The organism is Kocuria sp. LHG3120, from assembly GCF_049897445.1.
Lineage (GTDB): Bacteria > Actinomycetota > Actinomycetes > Actinomycetales > Micrococcaceae > Kocuria > Kocuria rosea.
On sequence record NZ_JAFCWG010000004.1, the window covers coordinates 148,903 to 166,689 of the forward strand.

A 17,787-nucleotide genomic window follows, 5' to 3' on the forward strand; every position below is an offset into this window, starting at 1 on the left:
ATTGCGTACGATGTTGGGATCGACCATAGAGCGTCTCTAGAGTGATGCGCAACACATTCACGAGAATTTAACGTCCGTTACTGTGTGGAAACAGCCGCGAGGAGGTGGACATGGGCGCACGACCGGCGGTCACGCTGAAGGCCCTGGCGGCCGAGCTGGGCCTCAATCCCTCCACGGTCTCCCGGGTGCTCAACGACCCCAAGGGCCTCGGCTCCAAGTGGGCCTCGCCGGACACCACGGAGCGGATCTTCGCGCTCGCGGAGGAGCGCGGCTACCGCAAGAACCCCTACGCCGCGTCGCTGCGCACGGCCAAGTCGCACATGATCGGGGTCGTCGTGCCCCGCCTGCAGGACTACGTCCTGGCCACGATGTACGAGGGCATCGACGAGGCCGCCTCCGAGCACGGCTACTTCACCGTGGTCTCCAACTCCCTGGACGACGCCGCGGCCCACCGCGCCAAGGCGGAGAAGCTGCTGGACCGCCGTGCCGACGGCCTGATCTTCGGCGACGCCCTGTTCGAGGACCCCTTCCTGGACGAGCTCGCCGAGCGCGGCGTGGCCTTCACGCTGGTGAGCCGGCGGTCCCCGGGGCACCGGTCCGTGACCTGCGACGACTACGCCGGGGGACGGATGGTCGCGGAGCACCTCGTCGCGTCCGGCCGGAGGACCTTCGGGCTCATCGCGGGCAATCCGCGGGCCTCGACCTCGATCGACCGCTGCGCCGGCTTCCTGGACGCGCTCGCCGGGCACGGCCTCGGGGTGGACCCGGCACGGGTGGTCCCCGGCGGCTTCGACGCCCCGGCCGGCAGCGCGGCCGCCGCCCGGATCCTGGCCGTCGGGCCGCTGCCCGAGGCGGTGTTCGCGGTCAACGACTTCGCGGCGATCGGTGCGCTCGGCGTGTTCGCCCGGGAGGGGGTCACGGTCCCGGAGGACATGGCCCTCGTCGGGTTCAACGACACGCCGCTGGCTGGCAGCGTGGGGCTCACCACCGTGCGCTCCCCCATGCACAGCATCGGCCGGCAGGGCTTCGAGATGCTGATGGACGTTCTCGACGGCCGGGACGTGGAGAGCGTCCGGCTCCCCCCGGAGCTCGTCGTGCGCACGAGCGCTTGAGCACCGGTCGCTCCCACCGCAGGACCGGAGGACCAGCAGGCCGTCAGGTGCGGGGTTGGGCTCCGGGGCAAGTCGGCGCAACTGTGGACAGAATGCGAATCGATCAGGTAGTAGGCCGGTGTTAGTGTTGATGCATCACGCAGGTGATCAGCCGGGGGGCTGAGCCGCCGCGTGAGGATCGCGTCGGGACGACCGGCCGCAAGGCCGCCGGCACGACGACGATCATGATGCCGCCGTCCTGGTGGCAGCGGGCCTCGGACCATCTGGTCAGTCGTCGGGGGGCGACTCCCCTGCCACCGGGACGCGCAGGCCCCTTTCCGCCCGCAGCAGCCGCCCCGCGGTGCGAACCCGGAGCCCGCTGGTCAGGCAGCCCGCCGGTCAGGCGAAGGCGAAGACCAGCGGGAAGACCACCACCACGACCGCGGCCCACACGCCGTAGACCGGCAGGTAGCGCGTCTGCCAGCGCTCCAGCTCCGCGAACGGCCGGCGTCCCCGCAGGCACCCGGCACTCAGCCAGGCGGCCCGCACCAGGTGCACCAGCAGCAGCAGGTTCAGCCCGAGCGCGGCGATCTTGTTGGGGCTGGAGCCGAACTCGGCGATCCGGGTCAGCATCGCGGTCAGCATCACCGCGTCCACCGCCAGGGCCGCGACGACGAGCACCAGCTGCAGGCCGTCGAAGAGGCCGGGCGGCTCGAGCGGGTCGCGGGCGGAGATCGAGTAGAGCAGCAGCGCCAGGACCAGCACGAGGATCGCATCCATCAGGATCAGCAGCCCGCGGTCAACGTCGACGAGCCCGCCGGCCGCCGTGAGCACCACCAGGAGGGCCAGCAGCATCAGGATGGTCAGGGGCGTGAACACCCGGGTGAGGACCGGGGCGATGTTCTCGACGACGTTCTGCTTGGCCTCGACCAGCCACGCAGCCACCACGAGCGCCCCGGGCACGGCGAAAGGCAGGATCCAGTCCTCCAGCACCGGCTCCAGGTCGATCCCGAGGACCTGGAGGGCCCCGAACGTGAGCCCGACCAGCACCGCCCCGCCCAGGGCCAGGAGCGTGTAGTAGATCACGAGCTCGCCGGTGAAGCGGACGAAGTCCATCCGCCGGCTGTCGGAGCGCCACCTCCCGCCCGTGTAGGCGATTCCCGCCAGCAGCCACAGGACCACCGGGGCGTGCAGGGCGGCGAGCAGCTCGGTGGACCCGCCGGGGACGAACGGATAGACGTTGAGCACCACCGCCAGCAGCGCGAACGGGAGGAGCAGCGCCGCCACCACGCGCGCGGTGAGCCGGCGCTTCCACGCGAAGTACCCGGCGAGGAAGGGCAGCACGAGCAGGCCGAGGTTGCGCGCCAGCACCGCCTCGTCGCCGAGCCAGGCGGTGCCGGCCTTGACCGCCAGCCCGGCCCCGACCGCGAGCGCCAGTACGACGCCCAGCTCCCGCCACGGCGGCGCGCCGGCGTCCTCGGCTTCCTCCGGGAGGAGCACGAGCTGCTTCCACAGCCGCTCGGAGTGCTCGCGGGCGAACTCGTGCGAGACGGCGTCGAGATTGCCCATGCGCTTGATCGCGACGAGGAAGGCCTCGTCGTCGTCGAGCCCGGTGGCCCGCAGGTCCGCGACCTGTTCGCGCAGGTGGTCCTCGAGCTCGTCCACGTCGGCCGGGGAGATCGCCTGGCGGCGCTGGACCCAGCCGCGCCACCGCCCGATCTGGGCCTCCTGCTCCGCGTGCAGCTCCATCACGCCCACCGCTCGGTCGTGGCGGGCGGCTGCTGCGCGGCCTGCCACACCTGCCGCAGCGCGTCGGCGACGACCGTCCACTGCTCCTGCCGGTCGGCGAGCGCGGCCCGGCCCGAGGCCGTGATCGCGTAGTGCTTGCGCCGGCGCCCGGCCTCGGACGTGCCCCACGAGGAGGACACGTGGCCGAGGCGCTCGAGCCGGTGCAGCAGCGGGTAGAGCATGCCGTCGGTCCACTGCATGGAGCCGCCGGAGAGCTCGCTGACGCGCTTGAGGATCGCGTAGCCGTACAGGTCGCCGTCCGCCAGGATCCCCAGCACGAGCGGGGTGGCCGAGGCGGCGACCAGGTCCTTGTCGATGCGCACTGCGCCTCCTGATACCTAGGTGTGCTATGCATTGAACCCTAGCAGCGCTAGGTATGGCAAGCGTGGCGCCGGAAACAACGGCGCGAGTCGGGCGGGGTGGGCACCGCCGCGTCCTGCGCCTACAGTCGAAGCAGAGTTGCAGAAGAGAACGCCCCGAGGAGGTGGTGATCCGTGAGCACGCAGCCCGGCCTCGCCGCGCTCCCACTGAGCACGCCGCTGGAGGCGGAGGTCCGCCCCTCCCGCGGCGTCTACGCCTGGTGGCTGGACACCGCCCGCTCCCCCGACCCGGAGGCGGCCGGGCTGCACCTGCCCCAGGTGCGGCGGCTCCGCCATACGTCGGGGACGGCCGAGCTGCTCTACGTGGGCCGCGCCCGGCGCGACCTCCACCGGCGCATCGCCGGCCAGCACCTGCGGCGCACCCGCTCCTCGGCGCTGCGGCGCACGCTGCTCGCCGCCCTCCTGCCCGGGGACCCGTCCTGGCGGGACGGCGCCGCCGTGGACGGGCGGGGCCGCGTGGTCCTCGACGCGGCGCACGAGCAGCGGCTCACGGCCTGGATGCAGGAGCACCTGCTCCTCGGCTGGACGGAGTGCGGGACCAAGGACGATGTCGACGCCCTGGAGCAGCACTGGGTCGCCGCGCACCAGCCGGCGCTCAACACCGAGGGCACCGGGCACGGACCGGAGCTGACCGAGCTCAAGCGGGTCTTCCGCGAGGGCCTGCCCCAGCGGTCCTGAGCTCCCGGGGCCACTGGGGCCGCGGCGGTAGAATGGGTGCCCAGCACGCACGTGGTCGTTCGGGGGCCGTCATGGACAACACCGGGAGCAGCGGCGGAGCCACCGTCTGGGTGGTGGCCCTGGTCGCCGCGGTGGTGCTCGTCGGCCTGTTCCGGTTCGTGCTCCTCGGCGGGGTGGCCCTCCTCGGCCTGGCCCTTCTCGGCCTGCTGATCTGGCTCAGCGCCGGTGTCATCACGAACCGGACCCGCGCCGCCGGGCAGGACGCGCCCGAGGACGACGACGCCGGGCCGCCGCTCACCGCCCCGCAGGCCGGGCGGACGTCGCTGGAGGAGGCCCGGGCGGCCGGGGCGTCCAACATGCGCACGGCCTGGATCTCGTGGCACCTCCGCTCCCTGCCCCCGCCGGAGGACTCCCGGGACCCCCGGCTCCTCACGGGCACCCTGTCCGTGGTGCCGCAGGCGGACTGGGACGTGGACCGGCTCCGCACGCACGGCCGCGCACTGTGGTCCCTGCGCCGCAGCGCCCGGCGGCACGACCTGCTCGACCAGCTGGACGCCCGCCTGGACCGGGTGGTCGCCATGATCTCCGACCTGACGGACGCCGAGTTCGACACCGCCCTCGGCCAGGTCAACGACCAGTACCTGTACCACCCGGACCGGCAGGTCCGCACCGCCTACCTGGAGGGCGGCGCCCTGGGCGTGGACCTCATCATGGACGCCGTGACCGCCGCCCGGGCCCAGGCCCGCGAGGACGCCGCCACCAGGGCCGCCGCGAAGGCCCTGGCCCAGCAGCGCACCGCCGCGCTGCGCGCCCTGCGGGAGACCCACCACCCCACCGCGGACCGGGACGCCCGCACCGCCTGGGACGAACAGGCCCGGAAGCTCGAGGAGTGACCCGCCCGGCGGGGCGCCGGAACGGTCGATCCGTTCCGGCGCCCCGTCAACGCGCCCGGGCCGGCATCACCGGGGGTGGTGGGACTCCTCGAGCTCGAACACCGGGGTGGGCAGGCCCTCCATCCGGGCCTTGAGCTGCAGGGCGAGGTACTTGGAGTAGTGCCTGCTCTGGTGCAGGTTCCCCCCGTGGATCCAGAGGTTCTCCACGTTGGTGGGCTTCCACATGTTCCGCAGCTCGCCCTCCCAGGGCCCGGGGTCCCGGGTGGTGTCGGAGCCGTAGCCCCAGCACTTGCCCACCCGGTCGGCGACCTCCGGGGAGATCAGGTCCGCGAGCCACTCGTTCATGGACCCGTAGCCGGTGGCGTGGACGACCAGGTCCGCCGGCAGCTCGGTCCCGTCGTCGAGGACCACCGCGTCCTCCGTGAGCCGGTCGACCTGACCGGTGGCCAGCTGGACCCGCCCGTCGATGATCAGCTGGGAGGCACCCACGTCGATGTAGTACCCGGAGCCGCGGCGCAGGTACTTCAGGAACAGCCCGGAGCCGTCCTCCCCGAAGTCGAGGTCGAAGCCGGCCGCCTCGAGCGCGTCGTAGAACTCCCGGTCCCGCTCGGCCATCGCCTCGAACGCGGGCCGCTGGACGTCCGGCAGCACCCGGTACGGCCAGGACGCGAACAGCATGTCCGCCTTCTCCGTGGTGATGCCGGCCTCCAGCGCCTCCTCGGAGTAGAGCGGCTTCAGGACCAGGTCCATGAGCGACTCGCTGCGGGAGATGTGGGTGGAGGAGCGCTGGACCATGGTGACCTCGGCCCCGTGCTCCCAGAGGTCCGCGCAGATGTCGTGGGCGGAGTTGTTGGAGCCGATGACCACGGCCCGCTTGCCCGCCCAGTCGTCGCCGCCGGCGTGGGCGGAGGAGTGGTGCTGCGCGCCCCGGAAGACGTCGGCGCCGGGGAACCCGGGGATCCTCGGGTACCCGGAGACGCCCAGCGCGAAGACCAGCTGGGTGGGGTGCAGCACGACCTCCTCGCCGTCGCGGTCCACGACGACGGTCCAGGTCCCGGACTGCTCGTCCCACGCGGCCGACCGGCACTCGGTCCTCGCCCAGTAGTTCAGCTCCATGATGTCGGCGTAGTGCATGAGCCAGTCGGCGACCTTGTCCTTGGCGGGGAACACCGGCCAGTCGTCCGGGAACGGCAGGTAGGGCATGTGGTCGTACCAGACCGGGTCGTGCAGGTGCAGGGACTTGTAGCGGTTGCGCCAGGCGTCCCCGGCCTTCTCGTGCTTGTCCACCACGATCGTGGGGATGCCGAGGCGCTGCAGCCTGGCGGCCAGGCCGATCCCGCCCTGCCCGCCACCGACGACGAGGCAGTACGGCTGCTCCGTCCGGCCGAGGGCCTCCTCCCGCGCCCGGCGCCGCTCCAGCCAGGTGGTGCGCTCGCGGGTGATCTCGTGGACCACCCCGCGGTCCCGGCGCGAACCCTTCTGCTCCTCGAAGCCGCGCAGGTCCTGCAGCGTGGTCAGCAGGGTCCACGCCTTCCCGTCGCGAAGCCGCAGGTAGCCCCACCCGGATCCGGCGGAGGTCTCGAAGCGCACCCAGCACTCCGTCACCCCGTCCGCCTCGGTGGGCTCGCCCTCGACCTCCCACCCGGAGGGCCGGACGTGCGGCAGGGTCTGCGCGAGCATCCGGCAGATCTGCTCGCGGCCCTCCAGCGTCTTCAGGTTCCAGGTGAACGCCAGGAAGTCGCGCCAGAAGCTCTCCTCCGCGAACAGATCCGCCGCCGCGTCCGCGTTGCCGGCCGCGAGGGCGTCCTCCAGGGCGGCCAGCCAGGAGCGGGCGGTGTCCGTGCCGGCTCCCACGCCGGTGTCGATCGTGGTCATGGTTCCTCCTCGGTGTACGCCGGACGCCCAGTGGCATAGGGTCCGATGTGATGCGTGTCACCACTGTGGGGCCGAGGGGGTTTCCCCGGCGTTGCATCAGGACGGACGCCGTGACGGACCCGGTGACGTCAGGACGGGCGCAGAGGACGGAGGAGCGCGCTGTGGACAGCTGCGGATCGGCGAGGACACCGGAACGGGTGCGTTCGGCGTGGGAGCGGTGCGCCGCCCGGGGCATGTCCCGCGACCTGGACGGCCCGCGGGAGGTGCTCCCGGACCACGAGGTCGAGCAGCTGCGCGCCCTCTCCCCGCTGGGGTCGCACGTCGACGTCGTCGCCGACCTCCTGGGCGTCGTCCGTGACGCCGCGGAGGCCCGGGTCGCCGTCCTCACGGGCCCCGACGGCACCGTGCTGTGGCGGCGCGGGGGACGCTCGCCGCTGGGACGCGCCGACGGGCTCGGCTTCGTCGAGGGCGCCGGCTGGGACGAGCACGGCGTGGGCACCAACGCGATCGCCCAGGCACTGCGCAGCGGGACCGCGGAGGAGCTGCGGGGCACGGAGCACTTCGCCCGGTCCCACAGCGCCTGGGACTGCACGTCCGCCCCGGTGCGCCACCCGGGCAGCGGGGAGGTGCTCGGCGTCATCGACCTGTCCGGGCCGCGGGGCACCGCCACCCCGGACACCAGGGCCCTGGTCCGCTCGGCCGCGCGCGTCATCGAGACGCTGCTCGCCGCCCAGACGGCCTCACCACACCCCGCCGGCACGACCGGCACGCCGTCCCTGGAGCTGCGCCTGCTCGCCGAACCGGCCGCGGCCCGGGTGGGCGGCGGGGACTGGTTCCCCCTGCCGACGCGCTCGGCGGAGATCCTCGCGCTGCTCAGCCTGCGCGAGCGCGGGTGGAGTGCCGAGGAGATGGCCTACGAGCTCTACGGCGAGCACGGCACCCCCGGCACGGTCCGCACGGAGATCCACCGGGTCCGCCGCCGGCTCGGGGCGGTGATCACCACCGGCCCCTACCGCTTCGCCGATCCGGCCGCCGTCACCAGCGACGTCTCACAACTAAGGACCGCCCTGGAGCAGGGCGAGGTGACCCGGGCCCTGAACATCTACCGGCAGCCGCTGCTGCGCTCCTCGGACCTGCTCACCATCGAGGAGTGGCGCTCCGAGCTGGACCGGGAGACCGCCGAGGCCGTGCGGCGCAGCGGCGACGCCCGGATCGAGACCCGCTGGTCCCACACCGAGATGGGCCACGCCTACCGGCGCGGATGAGCCGGGGCGGGGGCACGACGGCGCCGGGCGGACCGGCCGGATGCCGGCGCTCCCCCGCACCGTTCACGACCCCTGTGAACGTCGGTGAATCCTGTGAATCTAGTGAATCTTGCTCCGGGCGGGGCTCCGACCTGAGACCTCCGGCCGCGGTGCGTCCGGGCTCGTCGTCCGGATCGGGTCTTACTCCCGGGTCGTCACGATCGGGTCCGCCCACACGATGTTCCACCGGTGGCCGTCCGGGTCCGCGAACACCCGGTGGCTCGTGTAGCTGTCGTCCTTCCGCTGCCCCGCGGTGGCGCCGGCGGCGACCGCCCGCTCGACCAGGGCGTCGACCTCCTCAGGGATGTCGACGAGCAGGGCGAAGCTGCCGCTCACCGTCCGGTGGGGATCCGCGAGCTCCTGGTCCTCGCCGACGGCCTGCTGCATGAACCGCCGCTCGACGAGCGTGACCCCGAAGTCCTCCCCGAGGTCCAGGATCAGGCTGTGCCCCTCGGCCATGCCGGGGGCCGTCCGCCAGCCCAGGGCCTGGTAGAAGGACCGCGAGCGCTCCAGGTCGGCGACGGGGATGTGGGGGAAGAACTTGTACGCCACGGGAACTCCTGGAGCTTCGGCGGGCCGGGACTCCATGCTCCCCCCGCCCTCCGATCGGCACAACGGTGTGACCACCCCGTTGCGGTGCACGGTGTGCGGCACCGATCAGCGGGGCCGGTCCTCAGTGCCGGTGCTGGCAAAGCGGGCGCGGTACTGGCTGGGCGAGACGTCGAACCGGGCCACGAACGTCCGGCGCAGGGTCTCGGTGCTGCCGAAGCCGGCGGCGCGGGCGGTCTCCGCGATGCTGTGCCCGGCGTCCAGGAGGCCCTTGGCGTGGTCCAGGCGGGTGCGTTCCACGAACTTGGCCGGGGTGCTCTGCAGCTCGGCGGCGAAGAGCCGGGAGAGGTGGCGGGAGCTGACACCGACGGCGGCGGCCAGCGCCTCGGCGCTGTGGTCCAGGGCGGGCTGGGCGCAGACCCGGTCGACGGCGGCGCGCAGCACCGGTGTCCGCGGGGGCGGGGCCTGCAGCGGGGCGGAGAACTGGGACTGGCCGCCGGGGCGCTGCATGAACATCACCAGGCCGCGGGCGACGTCCCGGGCGAGCTCCGGCCCGTGGTCCCGCTCGACGAGGGCAAGGGCCAGGTCGATGCCGGCGGAGACCCCGGCCGAGGTGAACACCCCGTTGTCCTCGACGAACAGCGCGTCCGGCTCCACCCGGACGTCGGGGTGCGCCCGCGCCAGGAGCTCGGCGTGGCGCCAGTGCGTGGTGGCCCGCCGGCCGGAGAGCACCCCTGCGGCGGCGAGCACGAAGGACCCGGTGCAGATGGAGACCAGCCGCCGGGGCCGGGTTCCGGATGCGCGGACGGCGTCGACGAGCTCCTCGGGCAGCGGCGCGGAGACGAGGCCGTCACCGCCGGCGACGATCAGCGTGTCGGCGTCGGACAGCTCGGCGACGGGCGCGTCCACCGGCAGCAGGGCCCCGACGGAGGTGCGCACCGGCTCCCCGGACGGCGAGGCGTAGCTCAGCGCGTAGTCGGCGCCCAGGGTGTTGGCCTCGGCGAAGACCTCGGCCGGGCCGGCGACGTCGAGCATCTTCACGCCGTCGAACACGAGGAACACCACCCGCCGGGAACCGGTCGTCACGGCCCCGCTCTTCCCCACCGCCGGTGCGCTCGGGCTCACTCGGGCCAGGCGTTCTCCTGGATGATGCGCACGAAGTCCTCCCGGTGGAAGTCGGGGTCGAAGTGGGCGAGCACGTCGTCGTTCATGGTGCCGAAGGTGGTCTCGGGCCGGTCGGCCATGCCGTCGTAGAACGCGCGGAGGATCTTGTTCTTGAAGTCCGGCCGGGGGTGCGCGGCGACGACCTCGGCGCGGTGCTCCTCGGAGATCTGGTCCAGGTCCAGGCCCAGCACGTCGGTCTCGACGCCGAGGGTGACCACGGCGACCTCGGGCTCCAGGTGCAGCGGAATGGCCGGGGTGGTGTGCAGGGCGATCGCCAGCCACACGTTGCGCGCCTCCTCGGCGGAGCGGCCGTGGTCGCGCAGGAACGCCTGTGCCGCCGCGGCGCCGTCGATCTCGAAGCGCTGGTCCTGGGTGCGGTACTCGTCGGTGAGGCCGAGGTCGTGGAACATCGCGCCCACGTAGGCGAGCTCCGGGTCCACCTCGAGTCCGCGTGCGGCGGACTTGAGCATGCCGAAGAGGAAGACCCGGCGGGAGTGGTTGAACAGGCTCTCGTCGGCGGCCCCCCGGACCAGCTCGGTGGTCTCGCGGACGAGGGCGGAGTCCGGAACGGTGATGCCGGCGATGGTCTCGGCCAAGGTGTCTCCTCTGCTCGGGTGCGTGGTGTCGTGCGGGACCGGCGCGCGGCCGGTCCTCTCCTCACTCTCTCCCACTGGTGGCGGAATGCCCAGCGTCCGGACGGACGACCGTCCCACAGATCCGGACATCCCGGACGGCTCCACCCCGCGCCCCATGGGCACCGCCGGTGTCCCGCGCTCGGCGAAACCCGCTCAGGCGGGCGAGCAGCGGGACCGCAGGATCGAGATGCCCTCGCCGGTCAGGTCGTCGCAGTACGCCGCGCGGCCGGCCAGCGCCATGACGATCGCCAGCGTGGTCCCGCTGACCAGGGGCCCGGCGCCGGACTCGAACGGACCGTCGGTGGCCACCAGGTGGAGGCCCTGGGCGGCGCTGCGGCTGGGCACCGCGAAGTCCTTGCCCGCGTAGAACCGCGCCACCGCGGTCACGGTCCCGACCGGCGGCGTGCGCGGCAGCCCCAGCGGGCGGCGGACGTCCTGGCCGTGGACGACGACCTCCCCCAGCCACGCCGCGGTGTCCTTGGAGGGCGCCGCGGTGCTGCCGGCCGCGGTCCGGAACCGCTGGAGGGTCTCGGCCGGGGTGGCGCCCCGGTGCTCCTCGAGGCGGCGCTGGTTGTGCAGGTCGAAGTCGAAGCGGGCGCCCAGCACGCTCCGGAGCCAGCGGAGCCGGCCGATGCTCGCGGCCGCGGTGAGGTGCGCGACGACGTCCTCCACGGTCCACCGCCCGCACAGGGACGGCGCCGCCCACTGTGTCTCGTCCAGTCCGGCCAGGTCCTCGGCCAGGCGCGCGCGCTCGGCGTGGACGGCCGCCCACAGGTCGTTCCGGTTGCTCGACTCCATGAGCCCCATCGAAGCACACGCCGGGGTGCCGGGGCCTTCGGTGTCCGCCGATCCCGATAGCGTGGCACTGGACCCACCCCCTGGGAGAGCACCCCCGACCGCACGAGGAGCCTCGATGACGAGCATCCGATTCCTCCACACGAGCGACTGGCAGCTCGGCATGACCCGGCACTACCTCGAGGGCGAGGCCCAGTCCCGCTACACCGGTGACCGGGTCGAGACGATCCGCCGCATCGGGGAGCTGGCCCGCGCCCGGGGATGCGCGTTCGTGGTGGTGGCCGGCGACGTCTTCGAGCACGCCAACCTCAGCCGCCGGGACGTCGGGCGCGCCCTGGACGCCATGGGCTCGGTGGGGCTGCCGGTGTACCTGCTGCCGGGCAACCACGACCCACTCGGGCCGGGGTCGATCTACGCCCAGGACGCGTTCGTCGGCGCGAGGCCCGACAACGTCGTGCTCCTGGACGAGGTGGGCCCCTGGCCGGTCGCCGAGGGCGTGGAGCTGGTGGCCGCGCCCTGGCGCAGCAAGCGGCCCGACGCGGACCCGGTCGCCCCGGCCCTGGAGGGGCTGGCCCCGGACGGGACGCTGCGCGTCGTCGTCGGCCACGGGATGCTCGACGAACTGGACCCGGACCGCACCTCCCAGGTGACCGTACGTCGAGCGCCCCTGGACGAGGCCCTGGCCCGCGGGGCGATCCACTACGTGGCGCTGGGCGACCGGCACATCCGCTGGCCCGAGGACGACCGCGGCGCCATCCACTACTCCGGCACCCACGAGTCCACGGGCTTCCGCGAGCACGGCCGCGGCCACGTCCTCGAGGTGGCGCTGGACGGGAGCACCGTGGACGTCACCTCCCACGAGGTGGGCCAGTGGGAGCACCGCGTCCTCCACCGGCAGCTCGACGGCGCCGACGACGTCGAGACGCTGCGGGCCGAGCTCGCCGCCCTCACCCCGAAGGAGCGGATCATCCTCAAGACCGTCTTCACCGGCACCCTGAACCTCTCCGAGTCCGCGCAGCTGGACGATCTGCTCGAGGAGCAGGCGGAGATCTTCGCGAGCCTCAACGCGTGGGAGCGGCACACCGACCTCGCGGTCGTCCCGGACGAGGGCGAGTTCGAGAACCTCGACGTCGGCGGGTACGCCGCCGACGCCGTGACCGAGCTGCGCGAGCTGGCGGCCTCGGAGTCCGAGGACGCGCCCGCCGCCGGGGACGCGCTCCGGCTCCTGTACCGCCTCGTGGGAGGACCCACCCGATGAAGCTGCACCGTCTCAAGCTGGAGAACTTCCGCGGCGTGACCGCCCGCGAGGTCGAGTTCCCCGACGCCGGGGTCGTGGTGCTGGCCGGCCGCAACGAGATCGGCAAGACCTCGATGATCGACGCCCTGGACGCGCTGATCGAGCTCCCGGACAGCAGCCGGCACAAGAAGATCGCCGAGGCCAAGCCCGCCGGCCGGGACGTGCCCGTCCTGGTGGAGGCGGAGTTCTCGATAGGGCCCACCCGCGTGGTCTACACGAAGCAGTGGCTGAAGCGGCCGTCCACCACCCTGGAGTACATCTCGGGCCCCCGGAGCGGCCACAAGCTCACGAGCCGCGAGGCCCACGACGCCGCCGAGCAGCTGTGGGGCGGGGCCGACACCGCGCTGTGGAAGGCCTTGCGCTTCATGCAGGCCGGCGGGCTGACCCAGAACGCCCTCACCGACAGCGCGGCCCTGCGCCGGGCCCTGGAGTGCCACGCCGGTCAGGCCCAGGGCGACGACCGCGAGGTCGCCTCCCTCCTGGAGCGCGTGAGCGCGGAGTGCGACAGGTACTGGACCTCGACGCGGAAGAAGAACGCCAAGTACCTCCAGGCCGAGACCGACTGCCGTGCGGCCGGGACCGCGGCCGCGGAGGCCGCCGAGGAGCTGCGGGGCATCGCGGTGGTCGAGGAGGAGCTCGCCGAGCTCACGGAGGAGATCGCCGCCACCGGCCGGAAGCTCGGGACGGCCCGGGCGGAGAAGGCGGAACTGGACCGTGCCGCCGCGGAGATCGAGGCCGTCCAGCGGCAGCGGCAGGAGGCCCAGCGCCGGAAGGACGCCGCCCAGGGCGGGCTCGACCGCGCCCGGGAGCACTCGGCCCGCCGCGCGGAGCTCGTGGCCGCACTCACCGCCGATGAGGAGCGCAGCGCGGCGCTCGCGGATCAGCTCCAGGCGTGCGAGGCCGAGCTGACCCCGGTGCGTGAGCGCGCCGAGGAGGCCGAGGACCGCCGGACCGCGGCCCAGGCGGCCGTGCAGGAGGCCCGGGCGACCCACCGCTCCGCCCGGGAGGACCGGAAGCACCTGGACGACGTCGAGCGCCACCGCCGCGTGCTCGAGATCCTGGACTCGCTCGAGGCGGTCCGGGCGCAGCTGGCCGAGCTGCGGTCCCGTCCCGGCACGGAGCTCGACGAGGACATCCTGGACGAGCTGGAGCGGGCCGAGCGGGCGGCGGAGAAGGCCGAGGCGGAGCTGGCGGCCGGCAGCGCCCGGGTGGAGCTCACCGCGCTGGGCCGCGCGCGCCCGATCGTGCACGGCGACAGCACCGAGGAGATCGCCCCGGACGAGTCGTGGTCCGTCCCGGTGACGGACGAGGTCGAGGTGGAGATCCCCGGCGAGTGGCGGCTGCGGGTCTTCCCGGAGCAGGGCATCGCGGCCCGCCGGGACGCCGCCCGCACGGCCCGCGAGCGGTTCACCGCACTGCTGGCCCGGCACGGGGTCGACTCGGTCGCCGCGGCCCGCACCGAGTGGCGTGCCGCGCAGGATTTGGCGCAGCAGGTGCGCGAGGCCGGGGCCCAGCGGGACCGCCTGCTCGACGGCGAAGACGAGAGCCGCCTGCGCGACGACCGGGACCGCCTCACCGCCGCGATCGAGCAGTACGGCGACCGGCGGGACCGCGGCGCTCCCCTCCCGGAGACCGCCGGCGCCGCCCAGGAGACGGTCGAGGCAACCGAGGCCGCCCTCACCGACGCCGAGGACGCCGCGCTACACGCCGAGGCCGCTGCCGAAGCCGCCCGGTCCGCCCTGCAGGCCGCCCAGACGACGCTGCACTCCCTCCAGGGCGCCGCGCTCGAGCAGGAGCGCGCCCTCGCCGGCTCCCGGGCCCGGCTCGAGGACGCCCGCCGCGAGGTCCCGGACGAGGACCTCGACCGTGCCGTCACCGCGGCGGCCGAGGCGCTGGCCGCGGTCCAGGCGGAGATCGACGGGCACGAGGCGGCCCTCGCCGGTCTCGACGCGGACCGGGTGCTCGCCGACCAGCAGCACGTCGCGGACGAGATCACGGGGCTCGAGTCCCTGCTGGGCGAGCGGCGGGGCCGCCACCAGTCCCTGGCGGGCCGGCTCGAGGGCATGGGCCGGGACCGGGTGCAGCTGGCCCACGACCAGGCCGAGACGCGCCTCGAGGCCGCCCGGCGCCACCTCGCCGGGATCGAGCGGCGCGCCGAGGCCGCCCTGCTCCTGGAGCGGACGCTGCTGGAGCACCGCGAGCGCGCCCACGCCCAGTACGTCCAGCCGTTCCGCACCGAGGTGGAGCACCTCGGCCGGTCGGTCTACGGCCCGGACTTCGAGGTCCAGGTGAGCGGGTCCCTGGAGGTGGAGCAGCGCAAGCTCGACGGCGACTGGCTGCCCTTCTCCGCCCTCTCCACCGGGGCCAAGGAGCAGCTGGTGATCCTCATCCGGCTCGCCACCGCCCTGCTCGTGGACCCGGAGGACGGGGTGCCGGTGCTGCTCGACGACGCCCTGGGCCACTCCGACCCGCAGCGGCTCCGGAGGCTGGCCTCGGCCATCACGACCGCCGGGGAGCGGACCCAGGTGATCGTGCTGACCTCGAACCCCGAGCGCTTCGTGAACCTGCGGGAGGCCCACCGCATCGAGATGTGAGCCGGGCCCGGCGCCGACTGCCCTGGTGCGTCCCAGCAGGCGTCTCTACGCTCTTCAGGTAAGTCGTCAGTACGTCCAATATCTGCCAGAGAGGAAGGGGGTCACCGTGAGCCTGGATCGTGACCAGCCGAAGCGAGGCAGCCTCCGACGTCGCTCCCACGGGTCGAAGGCGCCCCGTGTCCTCGTCTCAGGCGTAGCCCGACGGCTGCGAGTGGTGCGCCCCGAGCAGGAGGCGTACGTGGTGCAGGCTCAGCCCGCCGCCTGGCCTGACCTTTCGTTCCCGCCCGCACTCGGGCAGGCGGCGCTTCAGGCGCTGGGCAGTGAGCAACCGAGGGACGTCACCCCTGAGGACGTGTACCGCCTCATGACCGCGTCCCCGGAGAGTACCGGCTGGAGCAAGGAGCTGTCTGAGGACCGGAAGAACGTCGTCGCGGATGATCCCTGGGACAGCCCGTGAGGGGGTTGCTGGACACCAACATCCTGATCGCCCTCCTGGACCCGGAGCAGGAGACCCCCGATCTGCGCGGCTTCACCGGATTGACCATCAGCTCCTTGTCCCTGTCGGAAATGCACATGGGAGTGGCGGCCATGGCCTCGAACCCGACAAAGAAGGCGCTGAGGGAGAACGAACTCGCGAGGACGCGGGCCACTTTCGGTGCAGGCATTCCCTACGATGATCGATGCGCCTTGGCTTTCGGCGTGCTGGTCGAGGAATCGGTCAGGAATGGTGCATCGCATCGCACAAATGTCATTGACAGGATGATCGCGGCGACAGCGATGGTGCACGGGCTCACCCTGGTCACGCGGAACACCGACGACTTCAGACATCTGACCGGCCTGGTGGGGGTGGAGAGGCGATGATCGTGCTGACCTCCAACCCCGAGCGCTTCGTGAACCTGCGAGAGGCGCACCGGATCGAGATGTGACCCTCCGTGGGTTCAGGAGGCCGGCCCACCGCCCGAGGGCGCCATCGGGCCGACCACGCGGTAGGTCGCGCAGACGAACGCGCGGTTGCGGGCCACGTCCGTCAGCTCGAGGTCGAACCGGCGGGGGAACAGGGGGCGGCCCGCCCCGAGCGTGACCGGCGCGATGGAGACCAGCAGCTGGTCCAGCAGTCCGGCCTCGGCGAACTGGGCGGCCAGGTCTCCGCCGCCGACCACCCAGATGTCCTTCCCACCGGCGGCCTCCGCGAGGGCGGCGTGGATCGGTGCCACCTCACCCTGGGCGAAGCGGAGGTCCGCCCCGGTGATCTCCGGCAGCTCGGCGTGGGTGACCACCCAGGTGGGCATGGCATAGGGCCAGTCCTCGCCGGAGGCCTGGAGGTGCGCGCGGACCCACTCGTAGGTGGTGCGGCCCATCACGACCGCCCCGACCCCGGCGATGAACTCGTCGTAGCGGAACGGGCCCTCGGGATCGGAGTCCTGCCGGAACAGCCACTCCAGGGAGTCCTGCTCGTCGGCGAGGTAGCCGTCCAGGGTGGCGGCGGTATAGAAGACGGTGCGGGTCATCGGAGACCTCCTGTGCGTCGCTGCAATCCGTCGATCGGATCGCCGGGCTCGGGAGACGATCCCGGTCCGGCTGCGGACGGACCGCGCGTGGCCGTGTCTTCTCCATCATCGTCGGCTGGCGGCGACACACAAGTGCTCCCCGGCCGCTCCCCCTTGCTCCCGTCCTTTCCCGCGCGCACTGTGAGAGCCACGCACCAGGGCGCGCCACGACGACGATGAGCACCGCCCGCGCACGCGGTGGTGGGATCTCGTCCCCGGGTGCGGACGGCACGCACCGGTCGGGAGGAACACGATGACCACGTCCGCCCCGGACCCCCGCGACACCGGCCACCGATCCCGGAGCCGTTCGCCGGTCCGGCGCCGGCCCGTGACGGTCTTCCTCGTCCTGGCCCTGGGCCTGGGCTGGGCGGCGCTGACGGTTCCCGCGCTCACCGGGGCCCCGATGGAGCCGTTCCTGCTGTTCGTGAACTTCGTCGCCCTGCTGGGCTCGGCCCTGCTCGTGACCCGCCTGGCGGACGGGCCGGGCGCGGTCCGCCGGCTGCTAGGACGAGCCTTCGCCTGGCGCTTCGGCGCAGCCCGCTGGACCGTGGTCCTGCTGGGCATGCCGGTGCTCACCCTGGTCCTGGCCGCGGTCACCGGGTCTCTGCGCAGTCCTCCGGCCGGCTGGGCGGCCGAGGCGGGGTGGTACCTGTTCGCCACCCTGGTCTACGGGGCGCTGGTGCTCAACCTGTGGGAGGAGACTGCCTGGGGCGGGTTCCTCCAGTCCCGGCTGACCGCCCGGCACGGACTGCTGGTCGCCGCGCTGCTCACCGGCCCGCCGTTCGCCGCGATCCACCTGCCGCTGTACCTGGCCGAGGGGTGGAGCTCGGAGACCGCCGGAAACCTCGCGCTGCTCTTTCTGCTCGTTCCCGTCTACCGGTACCTGCTGGGCATGCACCTGCTCGATACCGGCGGCAGCGTACTGGCCATCGGCATCCAGCACGCCTCCTGGAACGCCGCCGGAAGCCTCGGAGCGGTCGAGGGCGAGTGGCAGGTGCTGGTCGCGGTCGTGCTGCTCACGCTCCTGGTGGCGCTGGAGCGCCGCGTCCGAGGCCGGGGCACGCGGCCCCTCGGCCGGGACGCCGAACGCCGCGCGGCCGCCGAGTGGACAGCACCGCGCAGACCCGGCCCGGGAACCTCGGTCGTCGGCCCGGGGTGACCGGACCGGGCCTCCGTCCTCGGCGTCGGCAACGAACG

At 73.3% G+C, this 17,787-nt stretch carries 17 protein-coding genes; 9 read left to right on the plus strand and 8 right to left on the minus strand.

Annotated features, from left to right (window positions below; all coding sequences use genetic code 11):
- The first annotated feature begins 110 nt into the window (after positions 1-110).
- Positions 111-1,112 carry a LacI family DNA-binding transcriptional regulator gene (locus tag ACP7CD_RS09620; RefSeq protein WP_017834879.1) on the plus strand — a complete coding sequence of 334 codons (1,002 nt, stop codon included), beginning with the start codon at positions 111-113 and terminating at the stop codon, positions 1,110-1,112.
- 378 nt (positions 1,113-1,490) lie between these two features.
- On the opposite strand, the gene ACP7CD_RS09625 is transcribed toward ACP7CD_RS09620, so the two are convergent.
- Both ACP7CD_RS09625 and ACP7CD_RS09630 read right to left on the minus strand, forming a co-directional pair.
- Positions 1,491-2,849 (minus strand): permease prefix domain 1-containing protein, encoded by a 1,359-nt coding sequence (locus ACP7CD_RS09625; RefSeq protein ID WP_323633222.1) that lies wholly within the window; start codon positions 2,847-2,849, stop codon positions 1,491-1,493.
- Entirely contained in the window at positions 2,840-3,202 is a 363-nt protein-coding gene (locus ACP7CD_RS09630; protein ID WP_035923597.1) for a PadR family transcriptional regulator, read from the minus strand. The genes ACP7CD_RS09625 and ACP7CD_RS09630 overlap by 10 nt, the downstream gene beginning before the upstream one ends.
- Before the next feature lie 171 nt (positions 3,203-3,373).
- Here ACP7CD_RS09630 and ACP7CD_RS09635 point away from each other — a divergent pair, with 171 nt between their 5' ends.
- Together ACP7CD_RS09635 and ACP7CD_RS09640 are read left to right on the plus strand one after the other, a co-directional pair.
- Positions 3,374-3,937, plus strand: a complete 564-nt coding sequence (locus ACP7CD_RS09635) for a GIY-YIG nuclease family protein (RefSeq protein WP_426120071.1) — start codon at positions 3,374-3,376, stop codon at positions 3,935-3,937.
- Positions 3,938-4,008: 71 nt separating this feature from the next.
- Entirely contained in the window at positions 4,009-4,830 is an 822-nt protein-coding gene (locus ACP7CD_RS09640) for a hypothetical protein (RefSeq protein WP_426120072.1), read from the plus strand.
- A 66-nt stretch (positions 4,831-4,896) separates the two neighbouring features.
- Here the strand turns inward: ACP7CD_RS09640 and ACP7CD_RS09645 are convergent, their stop codons facing one another.
- Positions 4,897-6,705 carry a flavin-containing monooxygenase gene (locus ACP7CD_RS09645; RefSeq protein ID WP_426120073.1) on the minus strand — a complete coding sequence of 603 codons (1,809 nt, stop codon included), beginning with the start codon at positions 6,703-6,705 and terminating at the stop codon, positions 4,897-4,899.
- 197 nt (positions 6,706-6,902) lie between these two features.
- On the opposite strand from ACP7CD_RS09645, the gene ACP7CD_RS09650 reads away from it, so the two are divergent.
- Positions 6,903-7,970: a GAF domain-containing protein gene (locus tag ACP7CD_RS09650; protein WP_426120074.1), complete on the plus strand. Its 1,068-nt coding sequence runs from the start codon at positions 6,903-6,905 to the stop codon at positions 7,968-7,970.
- A 180-nt stretch (positions 7,971-8,150) separates the two neighbouring features.
- Here the strand turns inward: ACP7CD_RS09650 and ACP7CD_RS09655 are convergent, their stop codons facing one another.
- The 4 genes from ACP7CD_RS09655 to ACP7CD_RS09670 form a co-directional block, all read right to left on the minus strand.
- On the minus strand, positions 8,151-8,561 hold the full coding sequence (locus ACP7CD_RS09655; protein ID WP_284562912.1) for a VOC family protein: 411 nt from the start codon (positions 8,559-8,561) through the stop codon (positions 8,151-8,153).
- 105 nt (positions 8,562-8,666) lie between these two features.
- The gene (locus ACP7CD_RS09660; protein WP_426120075.1) at positions 8,667-9,644 is read right to left on the minus strand and encodes a GlxA family transcriptional regulator; all 978 of its coding nucleotides are present in this window, start codon (positions 9,642-9,644) and stop codon (positions 8,667-8,669) included.
- Positions 9,645-9,679: 35 nt separating this feature from the next.
- Positions 9,680-10,318, minus strand: a complete 639-nt coding sequence (locus tag ACP7CD_RS09665) for an HD domain-containing protein (protein WP_136340967.1) — start codon at positions 10,316-10,318, stop codon at positions 9,680-9,682.
- Positions 10,319-10,510: 192 nt separating this feature from the next.
- Complete coding sequence (locus ACP7CD_RS09670; RefSeq protein ID WP_368826483.1) at positions 10,511-11,155, minus strand: maleylpyruvate isomerase family mycothiol-dependent enzyme; 645 nt, start codon at positions 11,153-11,155, stop codon at positions 10,511-10,513.
- 115 nt (positions 11,156-11,270) lie between these two features.
- Here ACP7CD_RS09670 and ACP7CD_RS09675 point away from each other — a divergent pair, with 115 nt between their 5' ends.
- The 4 genes from ACP7CD_RS09675 (at position 11,271) to ACP7CD_RS09690 (ending at position 15,904) form a co-directional block, all read left to right on the plus strand.
- Positions 11,271-12,410, plus strand: coding sequence for a metallophosphoesterase family protein (locus tag ACP7CD_RS09675; RefSeq protein WP_426120076.1), 1,140 nt, complete (start codon positions 11,271-11,273; stop codon positions 12,408-12,410).
- Entirely contained in the window at positions 12,407-15,043 is a 2,637-nt protein-coding gene (locus tag ACP7CD_RS09680) for an AAA family ATPase (RefSeq protein ID WP_426120077.1), read from the plus strand. The genes ACP7CD_RS09675 and ACP7CD_RS09680 overlap by 4 nt, the downstream gene beginning before the upstream one ends.
- 238 nt (positions 15,044-15,281) lie before the next feature.
- Positions 15,282-15,500, plus strand: a complete 219-nt coding sequence (locus ACP7CD_RS09685) for a hypothetical protein (RefSeq protein WP_426120078.1) — start codon at positions 15,282-15,284, stop codon at positions 15,498-15,500.
- A 5-nt stretch (positions 15,501-15,505) separates the two neighbouring features.
- Positions 15,506-15,904, plus strand: a complete 399-nt coding sequence (locus tag ACP7CD_RS09690; RefSeq protein ID WP_426120079.1) for a type II toxin-antitoxin system VapC family toxin — start codon at positions 15,506-15,508, stop codon at positions 15,902-15,904.
- Positions 15,905-15,981: 77 nt separating this feature from the next.
- Here ACP7CD_RS09690 and ACP7CD_RS09695 read toward each other — a convergent pair whose 3' ends face one another.
- Positions 15,982-16,551: a dihydrofolate reductase family protein gene (locus tag ACP7CD_RS09695; protein ID WP_284562918.1), complete on the minus strand. Its 570-nt coding sequence runs from the start codon at positions 16,549-16,551 to the stop codon at positions 15,982-15,984.
- A 292-nt stretch (positions 16,552-16,843) separates the two neighbouring features.
- Between ACP7CD_RS09695 and ACP7CD_RS09700 the strand changes: the two genes are divergently transcribed.
- Complete coding sequence (locus ACP7CD_RS09700) at positions 16,844-17,749, plus strand: CPBP family intramembrane glutamic endopeptidase (protein WP_426120080.1); 906 nt, start codon at positions 16,844-16,846, stop codon at positions 17,747-17,749.
- Positions 17,750-17,787 lie beyond the last annotated feature (38 nt).